The 16323-nt window shown below is 69.0% G+C and carries 17 protein-coding genes, 2 tRNA genes and 1 pseudogene; 11 read left to right on the forward strand and 9 right to left on the reverse strand.

The features are described from left to right. The first annotated feature begins 173 nt into the window (after positions 1–173). Together DFR74_RS07980 and DFR74_RS07985 are read left to right on the forward strand one after the other, a co-directional pair. Entirely contained in the window at positions 174–1253 is a 1080-nt protein-coding gene (locus tag DFR74_RS07980) for an NAD(P)H-dependent amine dehydrogenase family protein (RefSeq protein WP_067501451.1), read from the forward strand. Then, complete coding sequence (locus DFR74_RS07985) at positions 1250–1729, forward strand: carboxymuconolactone decarboxylase family protein (RefSeq protein ID WP_067501448.1); 480 nt, start codon at positions 1250–1252, stop codon at positions 1727–1729. Before DFR74_RS07980 ends, DFR74_RS07985 begins: the two co-directional genes overlap by 4 nt. A gap of 3 nt (positions 1730–1732) precedes the next feature. Here DFR74_RS07985 and DFR74_RS07990 read toward each other — a convergent pair whose 3' ends face one another. Further along, positions 1733–2422, reverse strand: a complete 690-nt coding sequence (locus tag DFR74_RS07990) for a hypothetical protein (protein WP_067501445.1) — start codon at positions 2420–2422, stop codon at positions 1733–1735. Between the two features lie 122 nt (positions 2423–2544). Next, positions 2545–2853: a hypothetical protein gene (locus DFR74_RS07995; protein ID WP_067501442.1), complete on the reverse strand. Its 309-nt coding sequence runs from the start codon at positions 2851–2853 to the stop codon at positions 2545–2547. A gap of 165 nt (positions 2854–3018) precedes the next feature. Between DFR74_RS07995 and DFR74_RS08000 the strand changes: the two genes are divergently transcribed. Next, positions 3019–4392: an FAD-dependent oxidoreductase gene (locus DFR74_RS08000; RefSeq protein WP_067501439.1), complete on the forward strand. Its 1374-nt coding sequence runs from the start codon at positions 3019–3021 to the stop codon at positions 4390–4392. Positions 4393–4680: 288 nt separating this feature from the next. On the opposite strand, the gene DFR74_RS08005 is transcribed toward DFR74_RS08000, so the two are convergent. The 5 genes from DFR74_RS08005 to DFR74_RS08025 all read right to left on the reverse strand — a co-directional run bounded on the left by DFR74_RS08005 (position 4681) and on the right by DFR74_RS08025 (position 8313). Continuing rightward, positions 4681–5094: a nitroreductase family deazaflavin-dependent oxidoreductase gene (locus DFR74_RS08005; protein ID WP_067501436.1), complete on the reverse strand. Its 414-nt coding sequence runs from the start codon at positions 5092–5094 to the stop codon at positions 4681–4683. A gap of 38 nt (positions 5095–5132) precedes the next feature. Then, positions 5133–5525, reverse strand: a complete 393-nt coding sequence (locus tag DFR74_RS08010; RefSeq protein WP_067501433.1) for an ankyrin repeat domain-containing protein — start codon at positions 5523–5525, stop codon at positions 5133–5135. Between the two features lie 38 nt (positions 5526–5563). Then, on the reverse strand, positions 5564–6454 hold the full coding sequence (locus DFR74_RS08015; RefSeq protein ID WP_067501430.1) for a siderophore-interacting protein: 891 nt from the start codon (positions 6452–6454) through the stop codon (positions 5564–5566). A gap of 46 nt (positions 6455–6500) precedes the next feature. Next, entirely contained in the window at positions 6501–7253 is a 753-nt protein-coding gene (locus DFR74_RS08020) for a GTP pyrophosphokinase (RefSeq protein ID WP_170160717.1), read from the reverse strand. Positions 7254–8228: 975 nt separating this feature from the next. Next, positions 8229–8313, reverse strand: a tRNA-Leu gene (locus tag DFR74_RS08025). Positions 8314–8727: 414 nt separating this feature from the next. Between DFR74_RS08025 and DFR74_RS08035 the strand changes: the two genes are divergently transcribed. Further along, positions 8728–9084 (forward strand): winged helix-turn-helix transcriptional regulator, encoded by a 357-nt coding sequence (locus tag DFR74_RS08035; RefSeq protein WP_067501421.1) that lies wholly within the window; start codon positions 8728–8730, stop codon positions 9082–9084. Positions 9085–9196: 112 nt separating this feature from the next. On the opposite strand, the gene DFR74_RS08040 is transcribed toward DFR74_RS08035, so the two are convergent. After that, positions 9197–10279, reverse strand: coding sequence for a Glu/Leu/Phe/Val family dehydrogenase (locus DFR74_RS08040; protein ID WP_067501418.1), 1083 nt, complete (start codon positions 10277–10279; stop codon positions 9197–9199). A gap of 406 nt (positions 10280–10685) precedes the next feature. Between DFR74_RS08040 and DFR74_RS08045 the strand changes: the two genes are divergently transcribed. Continuing rightward, positions 10686–10770: transfer RNA gene (locus tag DFR74_RS08045), tRNA-Leu, on the forward strand. A 286-nt stretch (positions 10771–11056) separates the two neighbouring features. Here DFR74_RS08045 and DFR74_RS08050 read toward each other — a convergent pair. After that, entirely contained in the window at positions 11057–12082 is a 1026-nt protein-coding gene (locus DFR74_RS08050; RefSeq protein ID WP_067501415.1) for an alpha/beta hydrolase, read from the reverse strand. A gap of 251 nt (positions 12083–12333) precedes the next feature. Here DFR74_RS08050 and DFR74_RS37945 point away from each other — a divergent pair. The 6 genes and pseudogenes from DFR74_RS37945 to DFR74_RS08075 form a co-directional block, all read left to right on the forward strand. Next, a pseudogene (locus DFR74_RS37945) lies at positions 12334–12437 on the forward strand (NAD(P)H-quinone oxidoreductase); the annotation flags it as partial. Positions 12438–12614: 177 nt separating this feature from the next. After that, positions 12615–13157, forward strand: a complete 543-nt coding sequence (locus tag DFR74_RS08055; RefSeq protein WP_232331572.1) for an aldehyde dehydrogenase family protein — start codon at positions 12615–12617, stop codon at positions 13155–13157. A gap of 159 nt (positions 13158–13316) precedes the next feature. Next, a complete protein-coding gene (locus tag DFR74_RS08060; RefSeq protein ID WP_067502085.1) occupies positions 13317–13760 on the forward strand; it encodes a nuclear transport factor 2 family protein in 444 nt (147 codons plus the stop codon). An 87-nt stretch (positions 13761–13847) separates the two neighbouring features. Continuing rightward, positions 13848–14840: a hypothetical protein gene (locus tag DFR74_RS08065; RefSeq protein WP_113975006.1), complete on the forward strand. Its 993-nt coding sequence runs from the start codon at positions 13848–13850 to the stop codon at positions 14838–14840. Positions 14841–15170: 330 nt separating this feature from the next. Then, a complete protein-coding gene (locus DFR74_RS08070) occupies positions 15171–15605 on the forward strand; it encodes a T6SS immunity protein Tdi1 domain-containing protein (RefSeq protein ID WP_198161644.1) in 435 nt (144 codons plus the stop codon). Positions 15606–15957: 352 nt separating this feature from the next. After that, the gene (locus DFR74_RS08075; RefSeq protein WP_147265761.1) at positions 15958–16299 is read left to right on the forward strand and encodes a hypothetical protein; all 342 of its coding nucleotides are present in this window, start codon (positions 15958–15960) and stop codon (positions 16297–16299) included. The last annotated feature ends 24 nt before the right edge of the window (positions 16300–16323 follow it).

Consider the following 16323-nt stretch of genomic DNA (forward strand, 5'->3'; position numbering starts at 1 on the left):
TTCGATGCGTGGATGCCGAATGGCGGAACGCCGGCGAAGGCGGCGTGACGCGTCCAACCCTACCCGACGTCGCCGCCCTCGACCAGGTATTCGGACGATCCCTGCGTCACAGCTCCGGCGCGGGATTCTCACGATCCCCGGACACCGAACCAAGCGCTTGCTACGCTCGCGCGATGATCCCCACGCTCGTCTGGGGCACGGGCAATGTCGGCCGTGCCGCCATCCGTGCCGTCGAATCCCATCCGGCGCTGGAACTGGCGGGGGTGCTCGTGCACAATCCCGCCAAGGTCGGCCGCGACGCGGGCGATCTCGCCGGCCTCGGCTACGACCTCGGCGTCACCGCGACCGACGATATCGACGCGGCGCTCGCCACCCGGCCGCGCGCCATCGTCTACGCGGCCTCCGGCGACGTCCGCCCCGACGACGCACTGGCCGACATCCTGCGCGCGATCGGTGCGGGCGCCGCGGTCGTGACCCCCGCCCTCTACGCGCTCTACGATCCGCGCAGCGCCCCACCGGAATTGCGCGATCCGGTGCTGGCCGCCATCGCGGCGGGCGGTGGTTCGCTGTTCGTCTCCGGCATCGATCCCGGCTGGGGCAACGATGTGCTGCCACTGCTGATCAGCGGCCTGGCCGGCACCATCGACGTGCTGCGCTGCCAGGAGATCTTCGACTACTCCACCTATGACCAGCCCGACTCCGTGCGCTATCTGGTCGGCATGGGTCAGCCCATGGACTACCAGCCTCCGATGTTGCTGCCGGGTGTGCCGACCATGGTGTGGGGCGGGCAGGTCCGACTCATGGCGCGGGCGCTGGGCGTCGAGCTCGACGAGATCCGCGAGACGCTGGACCGCCGCCCGCTCGACGAGACCGTCACCACCGCGAGCATGGGCGATTTCGACGCGGGCACCCAGGGCGCGGTGCGTTTCGAGGTGCAGGGAATCGTCGGGGGCGAGCCGCGCCTCGTGATCGAGCACGTCACGCGCATCCACCCCACAGCCGCACCCGACTGGCCCACCCCGCCCGACGGCGACGGCGCGCACCGCGTGATCGTGGAGGGCCGCCCGCGCATCGAGGTCAGCGTGGAGGCCACCGACGAGGACGGAAACCGTTCCGCGGGCGGCAATGCCACCGCCGTCGGCCGTCTCGTGGGCGCCATCGACTGGCTGGTGGACGCGGAACCGGGACTGTACGACGCACTCGACGTGCCGCTGCGACCCGCGGTGGGCAAACTCGGAAGGAAGAACCCATGATCATCGACGTCCCCGAGGGCAAGGACCCGATCGGCTATGTGTGGGGAGAGATGGTCCCCGGCATCGGGATCGCCGCGTCGAGCTTCTCGCTGGCCGTGTACGAGCACAGCACGCTGGGGCTGCGCGAGTTCGAGGCGGCGCGGCTGCGCATCGCCCAGATCAACGGGTGCCTGTTCTGCCTGGACTGGCGCACCGAGCGCGACGGACAGAAGGTCGAGACCGAATTCGCCGACGCCGTGACCGAGTGGCGCACCACCGAGTTGTTCGACGACCGCACCCGTTTGGCCGCCGAATACGCCGAGCGCTACGCGACCGATCACCACAACCTCGACGAGGAGTTCTGGACACGGATGCGCGCCCACTACAGCCAGGCCGAGATCGTGGAGCTGAGCATGAGCATCGGCTCGTGGCTGGCGTTCGGCAGGCTCAACCATGTGCTCGGACTCGACGCGGTCTGCGTGCTGCCCGGCCACTGACCCCTATTTGCCCTCGCGCGTCCAGTCCACGCGGCCGAGGGTGGTCCAGTCGTTGCCCGCCCACTCCCAGAGCAGGCGGGCGACCAGCTGCGGGTCGCGCAGCTGCGCGGCGAAGAAGTGATCGGTGTGGGCGCTGTCGTGAATCTCGACGGTGTAGTTGTCGGAGCCGTCGCGGTAGGTCTGGATGAAGGTCTGCGGATCGCCGGTGCGGCTGATGATGAGGAACGGCGTCGCGGCGAGTCCGGACAGACTCGGCACCCACGCGTACAGCTGATGTTCGGTGACCGAGGTGTACTGCCGCTCGCCGCCGATGTCCACGTCGGCGACGCGCAACCCCGGCGCGGAGCGCAAGGTGTGGGCGCGCGCGTCGTAGATCTCGTAGTCGAAGCCGGTGAGGAGATCTTCGAGGAGTTGCCGCACCGGGCCCCCGGCGTCGGCCACCGCGGGATCCCTGCGCCTGCGGTCGAGTTCGTCGGCGGCCGTCACCCGCACCACGCTGCCCGCCGCCTCGATGCGCACCCTCGCGTGTGAGCGCGTGGGGGGCACGGCCGCATTCCACGCCGTCAGTCCGGGCACCAGGAGGAGGCGTAGGTCGCCGTCCAGTGGCAGATCGCGTTGCGACCGGACATACTGGGCGACCTCGCCCGGCGTGGAAACCGCCCCCGCGGGTACGACGACGTACTCGTAACTCACGTCACCAAACTAGCCCCGGCGGCTGCCCACCGCACCCCCTGGCGAAACGTGAAATCCGGCTCAGCGCAGCGGTTTCCACCGCTAACTCCCGGCTAGGCCCACCGCTAATCGATCGGCCGGGCTCAGCGCGTGGATCCGCCGCCCGCCCACGCGCACTCACCGGCCGACTGCTGCGCCTGGGTGGTCGCGGCGCCGCATCGCGCGCCGGCATCGTCACCGCCCGGCGAACGCACCGGCACCAGCCCGGCAACCGACGCGACGATGCCGACCGCCGCCAATCCGATGCCGAGATCGATGAGGATGCGGTCCAGGCGCACCCCGCCGACCGTCGGATTCCTCCACCGCCAGCTGACCGCCAGCACGAACGCCACCGCCGCGAACACCGTCAGCGCGATCCCCACACCCGCGAGCACATCCTGCACGCCATCCATCGGCACAACCCCTGTCGTCACGGCGGATCGCGCCGCGCCCCCTCGGGAGCCGTCGCGCGGACGACCCCGCCCCCAGCGTCGGGCAACCTATCGCACCCGCCGCACCGCCCGCAAGATCACCCGCACGGGTGCCGTGGTCCGGAGCGGACACGTAGCGTGGGAAGAATGAGTGAACGTCTGGTCGTCATCGGCGCCGACGCGACGGGCATGTCGTCGGCCTCCCAGGCGCGGCGGATGGCCGGGCCGGCGGATCTCGAGATCGTCGTGTTCGAGCGCGGGGGCTTCAGCTCCTACTCCGCGTGCGGGATTCCGTACTGGGTGGGCGGCATCGTGGCGCACCGCGATCATCTGATCGCGCGCACCCCCGAGGAACACCGCGCCCGCGACATCGACCTGCGCACCCGCACCGAGGTCGTCGAGATCGATGTGCCGGGGCGCCGCGTGCGCGCCAGGAACCGCGACACGGGCGCGGAGGAGTGGACGGCCTACGACAAGCTGGTCATCGCGACCGGCGCGCGGCCCATCCGCCCGCCGCTGCCGGGTATCGACGCCGCCGGCGTGCACGGCGTGCAAACCCTCGACGACGGACAGGCGCTGATCGAGACGCTGGAGGCCACCGAGGGCAAGCGAGCCGTCGTGGTGGGCGCGGGCTATATCGGCGTCGAGATGGCCGAGGCGCTCATCACGCGCGGCTACGAGGTCACGATGGTCAGCCGGGGCACCGAGCCGATGTCGAGCCTGGACCCCGATATGGGGGCGCTGATCCGGAAAGCCATGTCCGGCATGGGCATCGACGTCGTCTGCGACGCGGAGGTCACCGAGATCCGCATCGACGAGTCGGGCCGGGCGCGCGCGGTGGTCACCGAGGACGCCGAATACCCCGCCGACGTGGTGGTGCTCGGTATCGGCGTGCAGCCGGAGACGGCGCTCGCCCGTGCGGCCGGGCTGCCGCTCGGCGAGCACGGCGGCCTGCTGACCGATCTGTCGATGCGGGTGCGCGGACACGAGAACATCTGGGCGGGCGGCGATTGCGTGGAGGTGCTGGACCTGGTGTCGGGCCGGATGCGCCACATCCCGCTCGGCACCCACGCGAACAAGCACGGCCAGATCATCGGCGCGGGCATCGGTGGCGGCTACGGCACGTTCCCGGGCGTGGTGGGCACGGCGGTGAGCAAGGTGTGCGATCTGGAAGTCGCGCGGACCGGGCTGCTCGAGGCCGAAGCCCGCGAGTCCGGGTTGCAGTTCGTCACCGTGACGATCGAATCCACCAGCCGCTCCGGCTATTTCCCGGAGGCCGCGCCGATGACGGTGAAGATGCTCGCCGAGCGCCGCACCGGCCGGCTCCTCGGCGTGCAGATCGTGGGCCGCGAGGGCGCCGCCAAACGCGTCGACATCGCCGCCGTCGCCCTCACCGCCCGCATGACCGTCGAGCAGATGACCGCCCTCGACCTCGGCTACGCCCCACCCTTCTCCCCGGTGTGGGACCCGGTCCTGGTGGCGGCGCGCAAGGCTGTCGCGGCGGTCGCCAAACGCGGCTGAGGCGCCGCCCGATCGGCGACCCCCGATCGGGCGCGTGCTGGTTCACGGTGAACTATCGAACCGGTGCGGCACTACTCGACGCTGCCGCCCTGTTCCGGGGAGCAGCCCGTTCGCCGCGATCGTCAGCAAGGTCTCGGCGCGCGCCACCGGATTCGGCAGGGACTCGGTCGCCGACACGATTCCGTTGACGAGCTGACATCGTCGACCGTGGTGCCCTGAGCGGCCGCACCCTCCCGCTGGGCACGGTCGAGCAAGCGCATGTTGCGGACGCGGTGCGCGAGCCGGGTGCTACGCCGCGCGGCGATTGATCGCTACGACCGGGATGACGCGGTCGGTCTTCTCGCGGTAGGTGCCGAAGTCGGTGTGCCGTGCGACCATGCGGTCGTAGAGCCGGTCACGTTCCGCGCCGGTGACGAATTCCGCTTCGGCGTCGAACTTTTCGGTGCCGACTTCCACGGTCAGTTCCGGGGTCGCACGCAAGTTGTGATACCAGGCCGGGTGTTTGTCGGAGCCGCCGTTGGAGGCGATGAGGACGAGGCGATCACCGTCGGGCAGGAAGACCAGGGGAGTCGTGATGCGACGTCCCGATTTCGCGCCGGTGGTGGTGATGAGCACCATGTTGTCGCGGCCCTCGAAGGGGCCGCCGACCCGTCCGCCGTTCGCGCGGAACTCCTCGATCACGCGTGCGTTGAAATCGTTCACCCCACGCCCAACGGGATTGCGGCCGGAGAATATTCCGCTCAGTCCGTCGGGTCCAGCAAGCCGGTCTTGCCGAACATGGCGGCGGCGTCGCGGGCGGACGGCGTGCCCGCGTCCGGATCGGCGCCCGCCGCCAGCAGCAGGCGGACGATCTCGTCCTCGCCCTTGAACACCGCGCCCGCCAGCGGGGTCTGGCCGCGGTCGTTCGCCCGGTCGGGGTCGGCGCCCCGCTCGAGCAGGGCGGCGACGGCGTCGCGGCGCCCGTGGTAGGCGGCCAGCATGACCAGCGTGTCGCCGCGGTCGTTGGTGAGGTCGGCGGGCACACCCGCGTCGAGGTAGGCGGCCAGCGTGTCGGCATCGCCCGTGCGCGCGAGGTCGAACACCGCGCCGGCCAGTTCGATCACTTTCTCCGCGTCGGGATCGTCAGCGCTCACCCACCCTTCCTACCAGGTTCGCCGCGGTCGAGCCCGGATCAGAGCCCGGCCGCCTCGAGCGCCGCCTCGTAGAGGTCGGTGGCTTCTTCGCGCGAACGCCCCTCGTCCAAGGCGTTCTGGAACACCTGGAGCAACTCCTCGCCCCGCTCATCGAAGCGCGCGGTCCACACCTCGGCGTCCTGGCGCCAGTAGCCGACGATGTCGTAGCGGTCGCGGGTCCACCCCAGCGCCTCGAGGTGCTTCTTGGCGGCGCGGGTGTCGGCGGACTCGCCCGACAGCCAGCAGTACGCGTCGCCGGACAGGTCGATCTCGGCCAGCGTCGAGGCCAGCTGCGTGCGCGCGACGCCGTTGCCGGTGCCGACGAGCTCCACGATCTCGGCGTTCGGATGCTCGGGGAGATAAGCGATTTCGCTGCGGTCCAGCACCTCGGCGACCACGGTGACGCGCACCGAAGGATCGGTCTGCTCGAGGATGCGGGCCAGCGCCGGCAGCGCCGCCAGATCCCCGGCGAGGATGTGGTGGGCGGCCCGCGGGGGCGAATACCAGGACCGCGGCCCGGCGCCCAGCACCCGCCAGCCGGGTTCGGCGGCGCGCAGCCAGTCGATCGCCGGACCGTGCGCGTGCTCGGCGAAGTCGACCACCATCTCACGGGTCTCGGGGTCGTAGGAGCGGACGGTGTAGTTGCGGTGGCCGGTGCTGCGTTCCTCGTCGGCGATCTCCCAGCCGCCCAAGGCATTCGGGCGCTCGCTGGCGCGGGCGTGCAGCTCCTCGCCGTCGCGGGAGAAGTAGAAGGCCACGGACTCGTCACCCGGCTGGATCGGAACGTAACCGCGCCCGGTGCCCGGGCCGATCTCGAGGCGGGCGCGCAGCAGGTTGGCCGCGACTCGTTCGCGGGCGAGGAGGCCGGCAACGAAGTTATCCCATTTCATCAGCTCAGGCTAACCTAACTTTCGGCCGAGGTGGGTGGTGAGGACCCTACTGGTCGGCGACAAGCTTCCGGTAGAGCACGCTGAAGTCCAGCGAATCGGCCGGGTCCGTCCGGGGGTGCGCGGTGCGGTCGACCTGGCGGTGCAGGGCTTCCATCTTCTCGTCGAGCTGGGTCGCCACCTCGGCGGCCTGCGCCAGGTCGGTGCGGAGATTCGGCGGCACTTCGCCCCGGTACTTGTAGTAGATCTTGTGCTCGAGGCTGGCCCAGAAGTCCATGGCGATGGTGCGGATCTGGATCTCGACCGGGACGCGCTCGGTGCGGTCGGACCGGAACACCGGGATCGACACGATCAGGTGCAGGCTCTGGTAGCCGTTCGGCTTGCGGTGGGTGATGTAGTCGCGCTCCTCGAGGAGGGTGATGTCCTCCTGGCCGACCAGCATGTCGCGGATCTTGCGGATATCGGAGATGAAGCTGCACACCACCCGCACGCCGGCGATGTCGAGCACGTTCTCCCGGATCGAGGCCAGATCCATCGCGTAGTTCTTGCGCTGGACCTTCTCCAGCACGCTCTCCGGGGACTTGAGCCGCGAACCCACGTGCTCGATGGGGTTGTACTCGTGGGTGTTGTTGAAGTCCTCACGCAAGATATTGATCTTGGTGGTGATCTCCTCGATCGCGAACTTGTAGCCGAGCATGAAGTCGACGAACTGCTCCCGGAGCCCGCGTACCTCGTCCACACTCACCCACCCGTTGCCAGCAGGTGCTTCGTCCGGGGTCGAGGTGGGCTGCCAGGGTTTCATCGACCCCATTGTGCCATCGCCGAGCGTTTGCCCACGTCGCGCCGGGGTTCGGTGAGTCGTCCGCCGGATCGAGCGTTGATCGCGGGGGTGGTGCCGTGGGTTCAACCGCCCGGGGGAGTGAACCTGCGGCCTTTCGGGGCGTCGGTGGCTGGATCGGGTTCGCCGGGCCACGTGGATGGTCAAGAGATGACGGCGTTGACACTGTTGGTTGTGCGGTCGAATATTTCCGGTGTCATCTGCTGCTCGGACAGCCGCCGGCGGATCATCTGCGTACCTACGAAACCGAGCTCGAGCTGAGTCGATCGGTGATCGACGGTCCCGTCATCCTCACCGTGACGGGCATGCTGGTGACGGGCGTCGCCTTCACCGCGATTCGGTTCATGGGCAAGAACCGGTCCGCCACGATCGTTGTATTGGGCATCGGCGCGCTCGTTTTCCTACTGACATTGGTCGTCGCGGGAACAGCGGAGGAGCGGCGGCAGGATCGATGGCGAGCGGAGCAGGCCGCCGCGTTCGCCGAGCAGTGGGATATCCGTGCGAGAGACAACGCGGAACTACCTGGCGGCCAATTGTTTTGGGCGAGGACCATTGAGGTCGATATCAGTGGTCGGACGACATACTGTTCGCTCACCGCGTTGCGCAGGGACCGCGAGACCGGAATGTGGGCAGTCCGGCCGACCGCAGCCGGTCACTCAGCCGATACACGAAACTCCGGCTCGACTGCGCGGACTGATCGAGCGCCCTCGACCGAACACCGGGCCCACCGCCCGTTACCCAACGGCAGGGTGGGGATGGGGCTGCGACGTGTGCGGGCTCCCCGAAAAGGTGCAACCACTCCGACACAGGACCACATCTGCACGGGGGTCCGGGGGCGCAGCCCGCCGGGCGGGGCGTGGGGGCTGCGCCCCCACAAAACACGACGAAACGATGCCAGGCCCATGCTCTCCATGAGCATGGGCCTGGCATCGAGTTTCGTGTCCGGAGGGGGACTTGAACCCCCACGCCCGATAAAGGGCACTAGCACCTCAAGCTAGCGCGTCTGCCATTCCGCCACCCGGACCGGTGTGCTCAGCAAGGTTATCGGATACCGGCGCGCGGACCAAATCGCCCCCTGATCCGCTGGTCACGCCGGGATTACGGGGTGTTGTGGAACTGGCGGCGCAGGTCCCGGCCGACGTCCACCCGAGCATCCTGAATACCACCGAACGGCCACCCGAGCGCATGCACCAACGCGACGTCCTCCCGCACCCTGATGCGTATCTGAGTGTATCCGGATGGTTCCGCATCGGGGTGCGCCGTCGGATCGGTCTCCACATGCCGCAACTTTCGCTCGGCACGATGTGGTCGTGTGTAGCGACTCGGGGCGGTACGCGCTCCCATCGCTCGGCGCTCGCGGAATCCCGGCGATCACCCCGGCGTTGCTCGAGTGGTCCTACCATGCGACGGAACACGAACGCGGCTGACGAGGTGTGAGATGGGTGCGAAGCGAACCGGACCGTACGTGTGCGGGATCGACGCGGCGATGGACGTGATCGGCGGGAAGTGGAAGGCGCTGATCCTGTGGGAGCTCGAGGCGCACGGCGTGCGGCGGTTCGGCGAGCTGCGCCGCGGCCTGCCCGGCGTCTCCGAGAAGATGCTCATCCAGCATCTGCGCGAACTCGAGGAAGACGGGATCGTCGCCCGCGAGATCTTCCCCGAGGTTCCGCCCCGCGTGGAGTACCGCCTCACCGAGAGCGGCGCCGCCCTCAACGCCGCCCTGGAGCCCCTGGGCCTTTGGGGCCGCGACCGCATCGACCGGATCGGCGCCTCCCGCATCGAAATCCCCGCCTGACCACCCGACTCGGCGATCCGCCAACCACCCCATCATCCGCCGGCACCCCAACTCGCCAGGAGCACAACAGGACTCATGTCCAGGTGGCGGAAGTGCCCGGCAGGGCTGGGGTTCATGCGCCTCGAGCGGACCAGATGCGCTCCTCGGCGATCCGATCGGCGGCCCGTCCCGGGAGGATGGATTCCGTCCGCGACTGTTCCAGCAGCGACGAAACGGTGTCGTAGATCGCGTCGACCTCGGTGCGGATCCGCTCGGCGCTCGCGCGCCGCAACTCACCGGCCACCTGAATGAGCCCGCCGGCGTTGGCCACGTAGTCGGGCACCCAGACGACACCCCGATCGGTGAGGATCTGTTCGACGTCGGGTGTCCAGAGCTGATTGTTGGCCGCGCCGCAGACGATCCGGGCGGTGAGGGTGGACGCCGTGTCCGTGGTGAGGGTGCCGCCGAGTGCGCAGGGCGCGTAGACGTCGAGGTCGGCGCCGAGAACGTGCGCGGCGACGGAGACGTCGGGGAATCGGTCGCGAACCCGGCGGACCGCGTCGGGGTCGACATCGGCGACGACGATGCGGGCGCCGTCGGCGTGCAGGAGTGCGACGAGTTCGGTGCCGACCTTGCCGAGGCCCTCCACCCCGACCGTCCGGCCCGCGAGGGACGGTGCGCGCCAGATGCTGTCGGCGGCCGCGCGCATGGACTGGAACACCCCCAGTGCCGTCATGGGTGCGCTGTCCCCGGATCCCCCGGTCCGCGCCGAGCGGCCGACGACATGGTTCGTGACTTCGCCGATGATGTCGAGGTCGGCGGTATTCGTGCCGACGTCGCCCGCCGAGATGTATCGACCGCCGAGCGTGTCGATGAAGCGTCCGTACGCGCGCAGCAGGCCGGGCGTCTTGATCCGGTTCGGATCGCCGATGATCACCGCCTTTCCGCCGCCCAGGTCGACACCCGCGACGGCGGCCTTGTAGGTCATGCCGCGCGAGAGCCGCAGCACGTCGGTCAGGGCGGCACCCTGGTCCGGGTAGGGATAGAAGCGGGTGCCGCCGAGCGCGGGGCCGCGCACGGTCGAGTGGATTCCGATGATCGCCTGGAGGCCGGTGGCGGCGTCCTCGCAGAAGATCACCTGTTCGTGCGGATGCTCCGAGGCGTCCTCACGGTCGAATACCGTTGTCGCCGTGGCGTGTTCGAGGATCTGGGGCATGGGAAATCCTTCCTGTGCTTGTCGTGGCGCGAGAGCTTCGTGGTCGCGATTCGGCTCGATGTGGGGGCGTTATGCGCATCACAGAAGCATTTCACAGTCATAATGCGCAAGATGTGCGCGAAAAATTGAGCAGTATGCCCAGAACTTTGAGCGGTCGGGAGTGTGACGCTGCGCACAATGACCAGGCTCGGCCCGCTGCGCTCCCACGGCGTTCAGCTCGCCGCGATCGGCCCCGGCGTGACGGAATGGGCGCCCGGCGACGCGCACAGTCCGATGACGTGCGAGTGGACGCCACCCGCATCGAAACCCCCGCCTGACCACCCGATTTGGCAATCCGCGAACCACCCCTACTAAGATCATCATCCGCCGGGCGACCCCAACTCACCAGGCACACAACAGAACACCGGTCCGGGTGGCGGAATGGCAGACGCGCTAGCTTGAGGTGCTAGTGCCCTTTATCGGGCGTGGGGGTTCAAGTCCCCCTTCGGACACATCAACCGAGGCCGGATCATGTTCGCGGAGAACATGATCCGGCCTCGTTCGGTTCGCCGACTCGCCCGAACGTGTCGGACCCCAGCCGCATACTGATGAGCATGGGCTATGAATACGTGCGGCCGCATTCTCGCCGGAGAAAGATCGGTGGCAGCTACGTGCGGGGGTCGGTCCGTTATTCAGCCGACGAACGGGTTACGTGACGTCCGCCCGGTACGGCTCGCCGCGGGAGAACGCCGATGCGCCGAGCGGTCCCACCGCTCGGCGCGTCTCCGTAAGCCGGGTCTACACCTCGGCTGTCGTGTGGTTGAACCAGTGGGGGATGGTGGCGCGGGCGTTGCTGCCGTGCAGGGCTTCAGCCAGCGCTTCGATGGCCAGATTGCGCGCCATGCTGGTGGCGTGGCAGTCGCGGAGGCTGTCGAGCATGAGGAAGTCGTGCACCATGCCGAGGGCGCGGACGGCGGTCACGTCGACGCCGGCGGCGCGGAGTTTGGCCGCGTAGGCTTCCCCCTCGTCGCGCAGCACGTCGGCCTCGCCGGTGATGATCAGGGTGGTCGGCAGGCCGCGCAGTTGGTCGAGGCTCGCGCGCAGGGGAGAGGCGTGGATTTCGGCGCGCTGGTCCGGGTCGGTGGTGTACTGATCCCAGAACCACATCATGCCTTCGCGTGTCAGGAAGTAGCCGTCGGCGAACTGCAGGTAGGACGCGGTGTCGAAGTCGGCGTTGGTGACGGGATAGAGCAGCACCTGCGCCGAGAGGTCGACGCCGCCACGCTCCTTGGCCATGAGGGCGAAGACGGCGGACATGTTGCCGCCCACCGAGTCACCGCAGACCGCCATACGGGAGCCGTCCAGGTCGTATTCCGCGCCGTGCTCGACGATCCACTTACCGACGGTCCAGTTCTGCTCGATCGCGTTCGGGTACTTGGATTCCGGCGCCCGTTCGTAGAGAGGGAATACCACCGCGGCCTGGGCGCCGTCGGCCAGTTCGCGCACCAGGCGATCGTGGGTGTTCTCGTCGCCGAACACCCAGCCGGCGCCGTGGATGTAGTAGATTACCGGGAGGTTGCCGGTCAGGCTTTTGGGGCGCAGGATGCGCACGCGAGTGGAGCCGGTCGGCCCGCCGGGCACGTCGACCCACTGCTCGTCCAACTCGGGTTTGTCCACGCCTTCGCCGGCCTGCAGTCCGGCGAGGATGTCGCGGCCCTCGGCCGGGGGGACCTCGTAGATCCGCGGATGCCCGGACGTCGCGTCGGCGAGGGCTTGCGCGGCGGGCTCGAGTACCGGGTCCGGAGGCGGGGGGAGCTGAGTCATGGTGGACCTCTTTCGAATTGGAAGGGATCTATGGCTTGACTCTTTCGTCAGGGTTCGCTGATCCATTGCCAGTCTAGTGACAGACAGCCGCCCCTTGGTCGTTACCGACAAGTTGCCACCTGCTCGAAAAGGAGCGGTCAATCCGGGTTGCCGAACGAGTGCTCAGCATCGCCTCTTCCATATGTTGACGCTGCTTACTCGAAGAGTGATGTAAACGGTGCACATATTGAGTTGATCGAAAGGATTTCGACATGCACGCGGTGACGCTCGACGGTTTCGGTGGCCCCGAGGTGATGCGGCGGGCCCGGTGGCGGATCTGCCCGCGCCCGGCCCGGGCGAGGTCGCCATCGACGTGACCTGATGCAGGCCGAGAGCGGCAAAACCCGTTGCGACGCCTTCCTCGAGGTCACCGATATCGCGATCACCGCGCGGTACTACGCGCGCAGCGCCGCGAAGCTGCTCGCGCCCAAGCGCCGTCGCGGCGCGATCCCCCTGCTGACCCACACCACGGAGCTGCGCCACCCCAAGGGGCGTGGTCGCGGTCGTCTCGCCGTGGAACTACCCGCTGAGCATGGCCGCCGGCGACGCCATTCCGGCGCTCATGGCGGGCAACGCCGTGGTGCAGAAGCCCGACACCCAGACCGCGCTCACCGCGCTGTGGGCGCTGGACCTGCTGTATGAGGCGGGTCTGCCGCGGGACGTGTGGCAGATGGTGGTGGGCCGGGGCAGTTCCCTTGGCGGCACGCTGATGGACAACGCCGACTACATGATGTTCACCGGCTCCACCGCCACCGGCCGCCAGATCGCCCGCGACGCGGGCGAACGCCTCATCGGCGCTTCGCTGGAGCTCGGCGGCAAGAACGCCATGCTCGTGCTCGACGACGCCGATATCGAGCGCGCCGCCGACGGCGCCATCGCCGCGCGCTTCCCCTCCACCGGGCAGCTGTGCGTCTGCGTCGAGCGCCTGTATGTGGACGAGGCGATTCGCGAGGAGTTCGTCGCCGCGTTCGTGGCGCGCGCGAAGAAGCTGCGCATCGGCGGCGGTTACGCTTCGGCTACGACGTGGGCAGCCTGACGGAAATTCACTGATCACCCGGGGGCGAGTCCAGGAGCGCGGGTCCGGATCGCCGGAAGGCCGCGTGCGGCGGCGTTTCTGATCGACTCCGGGGAGAACGCCCCGCGCGAGGGAGAACATGTTCTAGCCTGAGCGCGGTGTCGCGGTGCGGAGGTGGACATGTTGTCGCTGCGGGAGATATCGGATCGGCTCGAGATCCAGGACCTGCTGGTGCGGTACGCGCACGCGGTGGATTCGCGGCAGTGGGAGCTGCTGGACGAGGTGTTCACCGACGACGCGTTCATCGACTACACGGCCATGGGCGGGCCGGCGGGAGATCTGAAGTCCACCAAGGAGTTCCTGGCGGCCGTCATGCCGAACTTCCCGGCCTTCCAGCACCTGGTGAGCAATTCGGCGATGACGTTCGACGGTGACACCGCGACCGTGCGGACGATGTGCCACAACCCGATGCTCGTGCACGGGGACGGCGGCGCGCACAGTCTGATGATGTGCGGATTGTGGTACCTGGATACGGTCGCGCGGGTGGACGGACGGTGGCGCATACGCAGCCGCGTCGAGGAGAAGAGTTTCATGTATCTCGCGCCGGCGACGGGCGGTTCGTAGGGGGCGTCGCCGGACCCGTATGGCACGGGTGAAAGGTGCTGTCACCGGCGCGGTTTCGTGTCGGACCCCAGGCGTAGCGTGCCGGGCATGGTGGGGATGACACAGACTCAGTTCCGGGCGCTGCTCACCGATCTCGCGGCGGCCGATTTCGGCGGCTGGCGGCGCGCCGACGTGCACGCGGTGTGCGCGGGTTCGGGGTGGAAGGTCTCGCGAGAGGTGTTGCCGCGCTGTGAGATCGCGGCGGTGCCGGGCGCGGTGCGCGGGGCTTATCTCACCGAGAACTGGGATCGCCGGCGCGACAGCGAGTCCGAGATGATGCAGCTGTACTTGTGCGCGGCGGTGACGACGCCCGAGAGGTTTCGCGCCCACCTGGAGGTCGCCACGGAGGTGTGGGGCGAGCCTTCACTGTACGGGGGCAGTCGGAATGCGTTCTCGCGGTGGCGCGGACCGGTGGTGTCGCGGCAGCTCGAGATCGATCGCGAGGGGTCGGTGCTGGTGCGCGCGTTCTGCACCGAGGCGTGGGAGAGTTGGGATCATCGCACCTGGGAGTGGGATGACGCCGTGGACGACGTCCCCTACACCTGGCTCGGCGACAACGGGCACCCGAGCCTGGCGGGCTTTCACACCGGCGGCCGCGTGGCCGGATCGTGGCCGGGGCTGGTCACGGCACTCACCGGCACCCTGCGCGACATCCGCTTCGGCATGCGGGCGCTCGGTGTCGGCGGTCCCGCTCCCACGACCGACGGCGTGGTGATCTCCCTGGAATCGGCCGCGGGCGACTCCCGTGTCGTCCAGCTCGTGCAGGGCGTCGACGAGCTGACGGTCTTGGTGGGCAACGACCACCCCGATCCCGAGTCTCTGGCGCGGCGTGGCCTCGCGCGCGACGAATACGACGCTTGGACAAGTGTTTTCGCGCCGGATCACGATCCACGTCCCGCCGCCGAACTCGCCGTGTCGCTGCTACGGGACCTCGGTTTCGCCTCCGTCGGTGAGCTCGCCGAGCGGTCCTGGCGCTTCGCCAGCCCCTACCGCCGCTTCAGCCTGCACTGCGTAGGCGTGCAGCGAGCGCGAGGACGGTGAGTGGTCGCCGGTTTCCCGATGTCGACCTGTCGAGGCGGTCGTCACCGATCCGCCCGCGGGATCCCGACCCCTGCCGTATCGGCGCGCACCCCAAGGCGAGGCGCACGTGGCTCGTCCGCGAAAGCTAGGGGACCGAACCGCGCAACCCGGCGAGCACGGTCGGGAACGCGGCCGTCCCGCACCGGGTAAACGCCGCGGGGATCACCGGCGGCGACCGCGCACCGGGGGAATCAGGGCCGGTTGGTTCCGGCGGAACCGGGTGCGGGCGCGATATCTGCCCTCTACCCCGTGGGTGGCGCGGGCCCGGGGTGGGCTGCTTGGATCGTTGGCGTGACGGGAGAAGGGTTCCAGTTGTTCGGGCAGCGGCCGATGGTCGAGGCGATGCCGGCGTGGGCGCCGCAGTTTCCGCAGTTCGACCTGGTGTTCGGGCGGTCGGATCTGGGGCATGTGTTCATGGTGAACGGACAGTCGGGGGAGTGCGCGGTGCTGCACCCGTACAAGGCGGCGGCGAAAGGATACGGGCAGTTCTCCGATCCGGAGGCGTTCGCCGGACAGGTGCTGCGCGAGCGCGGTTTCGGCGAGTTCGTGCTGCGCCTCGAGCACGTGGCGCTGATCAGGGAGCGACTGGGCCCGCTGACCGCCGACCAGGTCTACATCGCCGAGCCCTACCCGTTCCTCGGCGGTTCGGAAGCGCCGGAGACGTACTCGGTGGGCGAGGTGGGCGTGTTCCTCGACCTCGTCGCCCAGGCGCACGGATTCGCGTAGCGGACCACCGACGACACCGCGCGCCGCCTGCCCGCCGCCCAAGGCGGGCAACGCCGAACCCGGCGGGCTGTTCTGCACCCCGCAAGCCCCCGCCACGCCGGGCAACTCATCGCTCGACGACCGGCGCGACAGGTGGTGCGCCCGCAACCGGAACGCGCCTGCTCGAACCTCTCACTCCGGGGGTGCTGCCGGTGCCGAAGGCAGCACGTGCGATGACGCAGTCACCGCATATCCGCACCGCATGATGCTCCTTCCCGGGTCCCGTTCCGACCGGTCTGTTCCCGTGCAATGATGGGAACATGTGTTCGAATGCGGGCGGTTTGCCGGAGTGGTGTGCGGCGGGTGGTCGCGGGTGAGTGAGGACGAGCGTTCCGCGGTGCGGAGGTTGCCGCGACCGCGCCGGGTGCTGGTCGATCCGAAGCGGATCTGGGTGCCGCCGCAGCGTCCCGGGCCGGCGCGGCCGTCGCTTGGCGCGTCCTCGAACAGCATCGATCCGTGCTTTCAGGAGCCGTGGTTGCCCGCCACGCAGTACGGCTGGGCGCGGCTGCACTTCGGTCACTATCTGGCCTGGTACGCCGAGGTGGCGGTGGACTATCGCACCCGCAACAAGCTCACCGAGACCACCTTGCGGCAGTGGGTGCCGTGGGACGCGGTGCGCATGCCGAAGGGCGGTGACACCGGGAACGGTAAGTAGATCGGCCGGGTCGCGCTGCCGGTT

The organism is Nocardia puris, assembly GCF_003315035.1.
In the GTDB taxonomy this organism is placed as follows: domain Bacteria; phylum Actinomycetota; class Actinomycetes; order Mycobacteriales; family Mycobacteriaceae; genus Nocardia; species Nocardia puris.

Coding starts and splice junctions, on each gene's coding strand:
- DFR74_RS07980 (WP_067501451.1), top strand. CDS start 174: ATGATCCCCACGCTCGTCTGGGGCACGGGCAATGTCGGCCGTGCCGCC.
- DFR74_RS07985 (WP_067501448.1), top strand. CDS start 1,250: ATGATCATCGACGTCCCCGAGGGCAAGGACCCGATCGGCTATGTGTGG.
- DFR74_RS07995 (WP_067501442.1), bottom strand. CDS start 2,853: ATGGATGGCGTGCAGGATGTGCTCGCGGGTGTGGGGATCGCGCTGACG.
- DFR74_RS08000 (WP_067501439.1), top strand. CDS start 3,019: ATGAGTGAACGTCTGGTCGTCATCGGCGCCGACGCGACGGGCATGTCG.
- DFR74_RS08015 (WP_067501430.1), bottom strand. CDS start 6,454: ATGAAATGGGATAACTTCGTTGCCGGCCTCCTCGCCCGCGAACGAGTC.
- DFR74_RS08020 (WP_170160717.1), bottom strand. CDS start 7,253: ATGAAACCCTGGCAGCCCACCTCGACCCCGGACGAAGCACCTGCTGGC.
- DFR74_RS08035 (WP_067501421.1), top strand. CDS start 8,728: ATGGGTGCGAAGCGAACCGGACCGTACGTGTGCGGGATCGACGCGGCG.
- DFR74_RS08040 (WP_067501418.1), bottom strand. CDS start 10,279: ATGCCCCAGATCCTCGAACACGCCACGGCGACAACGGTATTCGACCGT.
- DFR74_RS08050 (WP_067501415.1), bottom strand. CDS start 12,082: ATGACTCAGCTCCCCCCGCCTCCGGACCCGGTACTCGAGCCCGCCGCG.
- DFR74_RS08060 (WP_067502085.1), top strand. CDS start 13,317: ATGTTGTCGCTGCGGGAGATATCGGATCGGCTCGAGATCCAGGACCTG.
- DFR74_RS08065 (WP_113975006.1), top strand. CDS start 13,848: ATGGTGGGGATGACACAGACTCAGTTCCGGGCGCTGCTCACCGATCTC.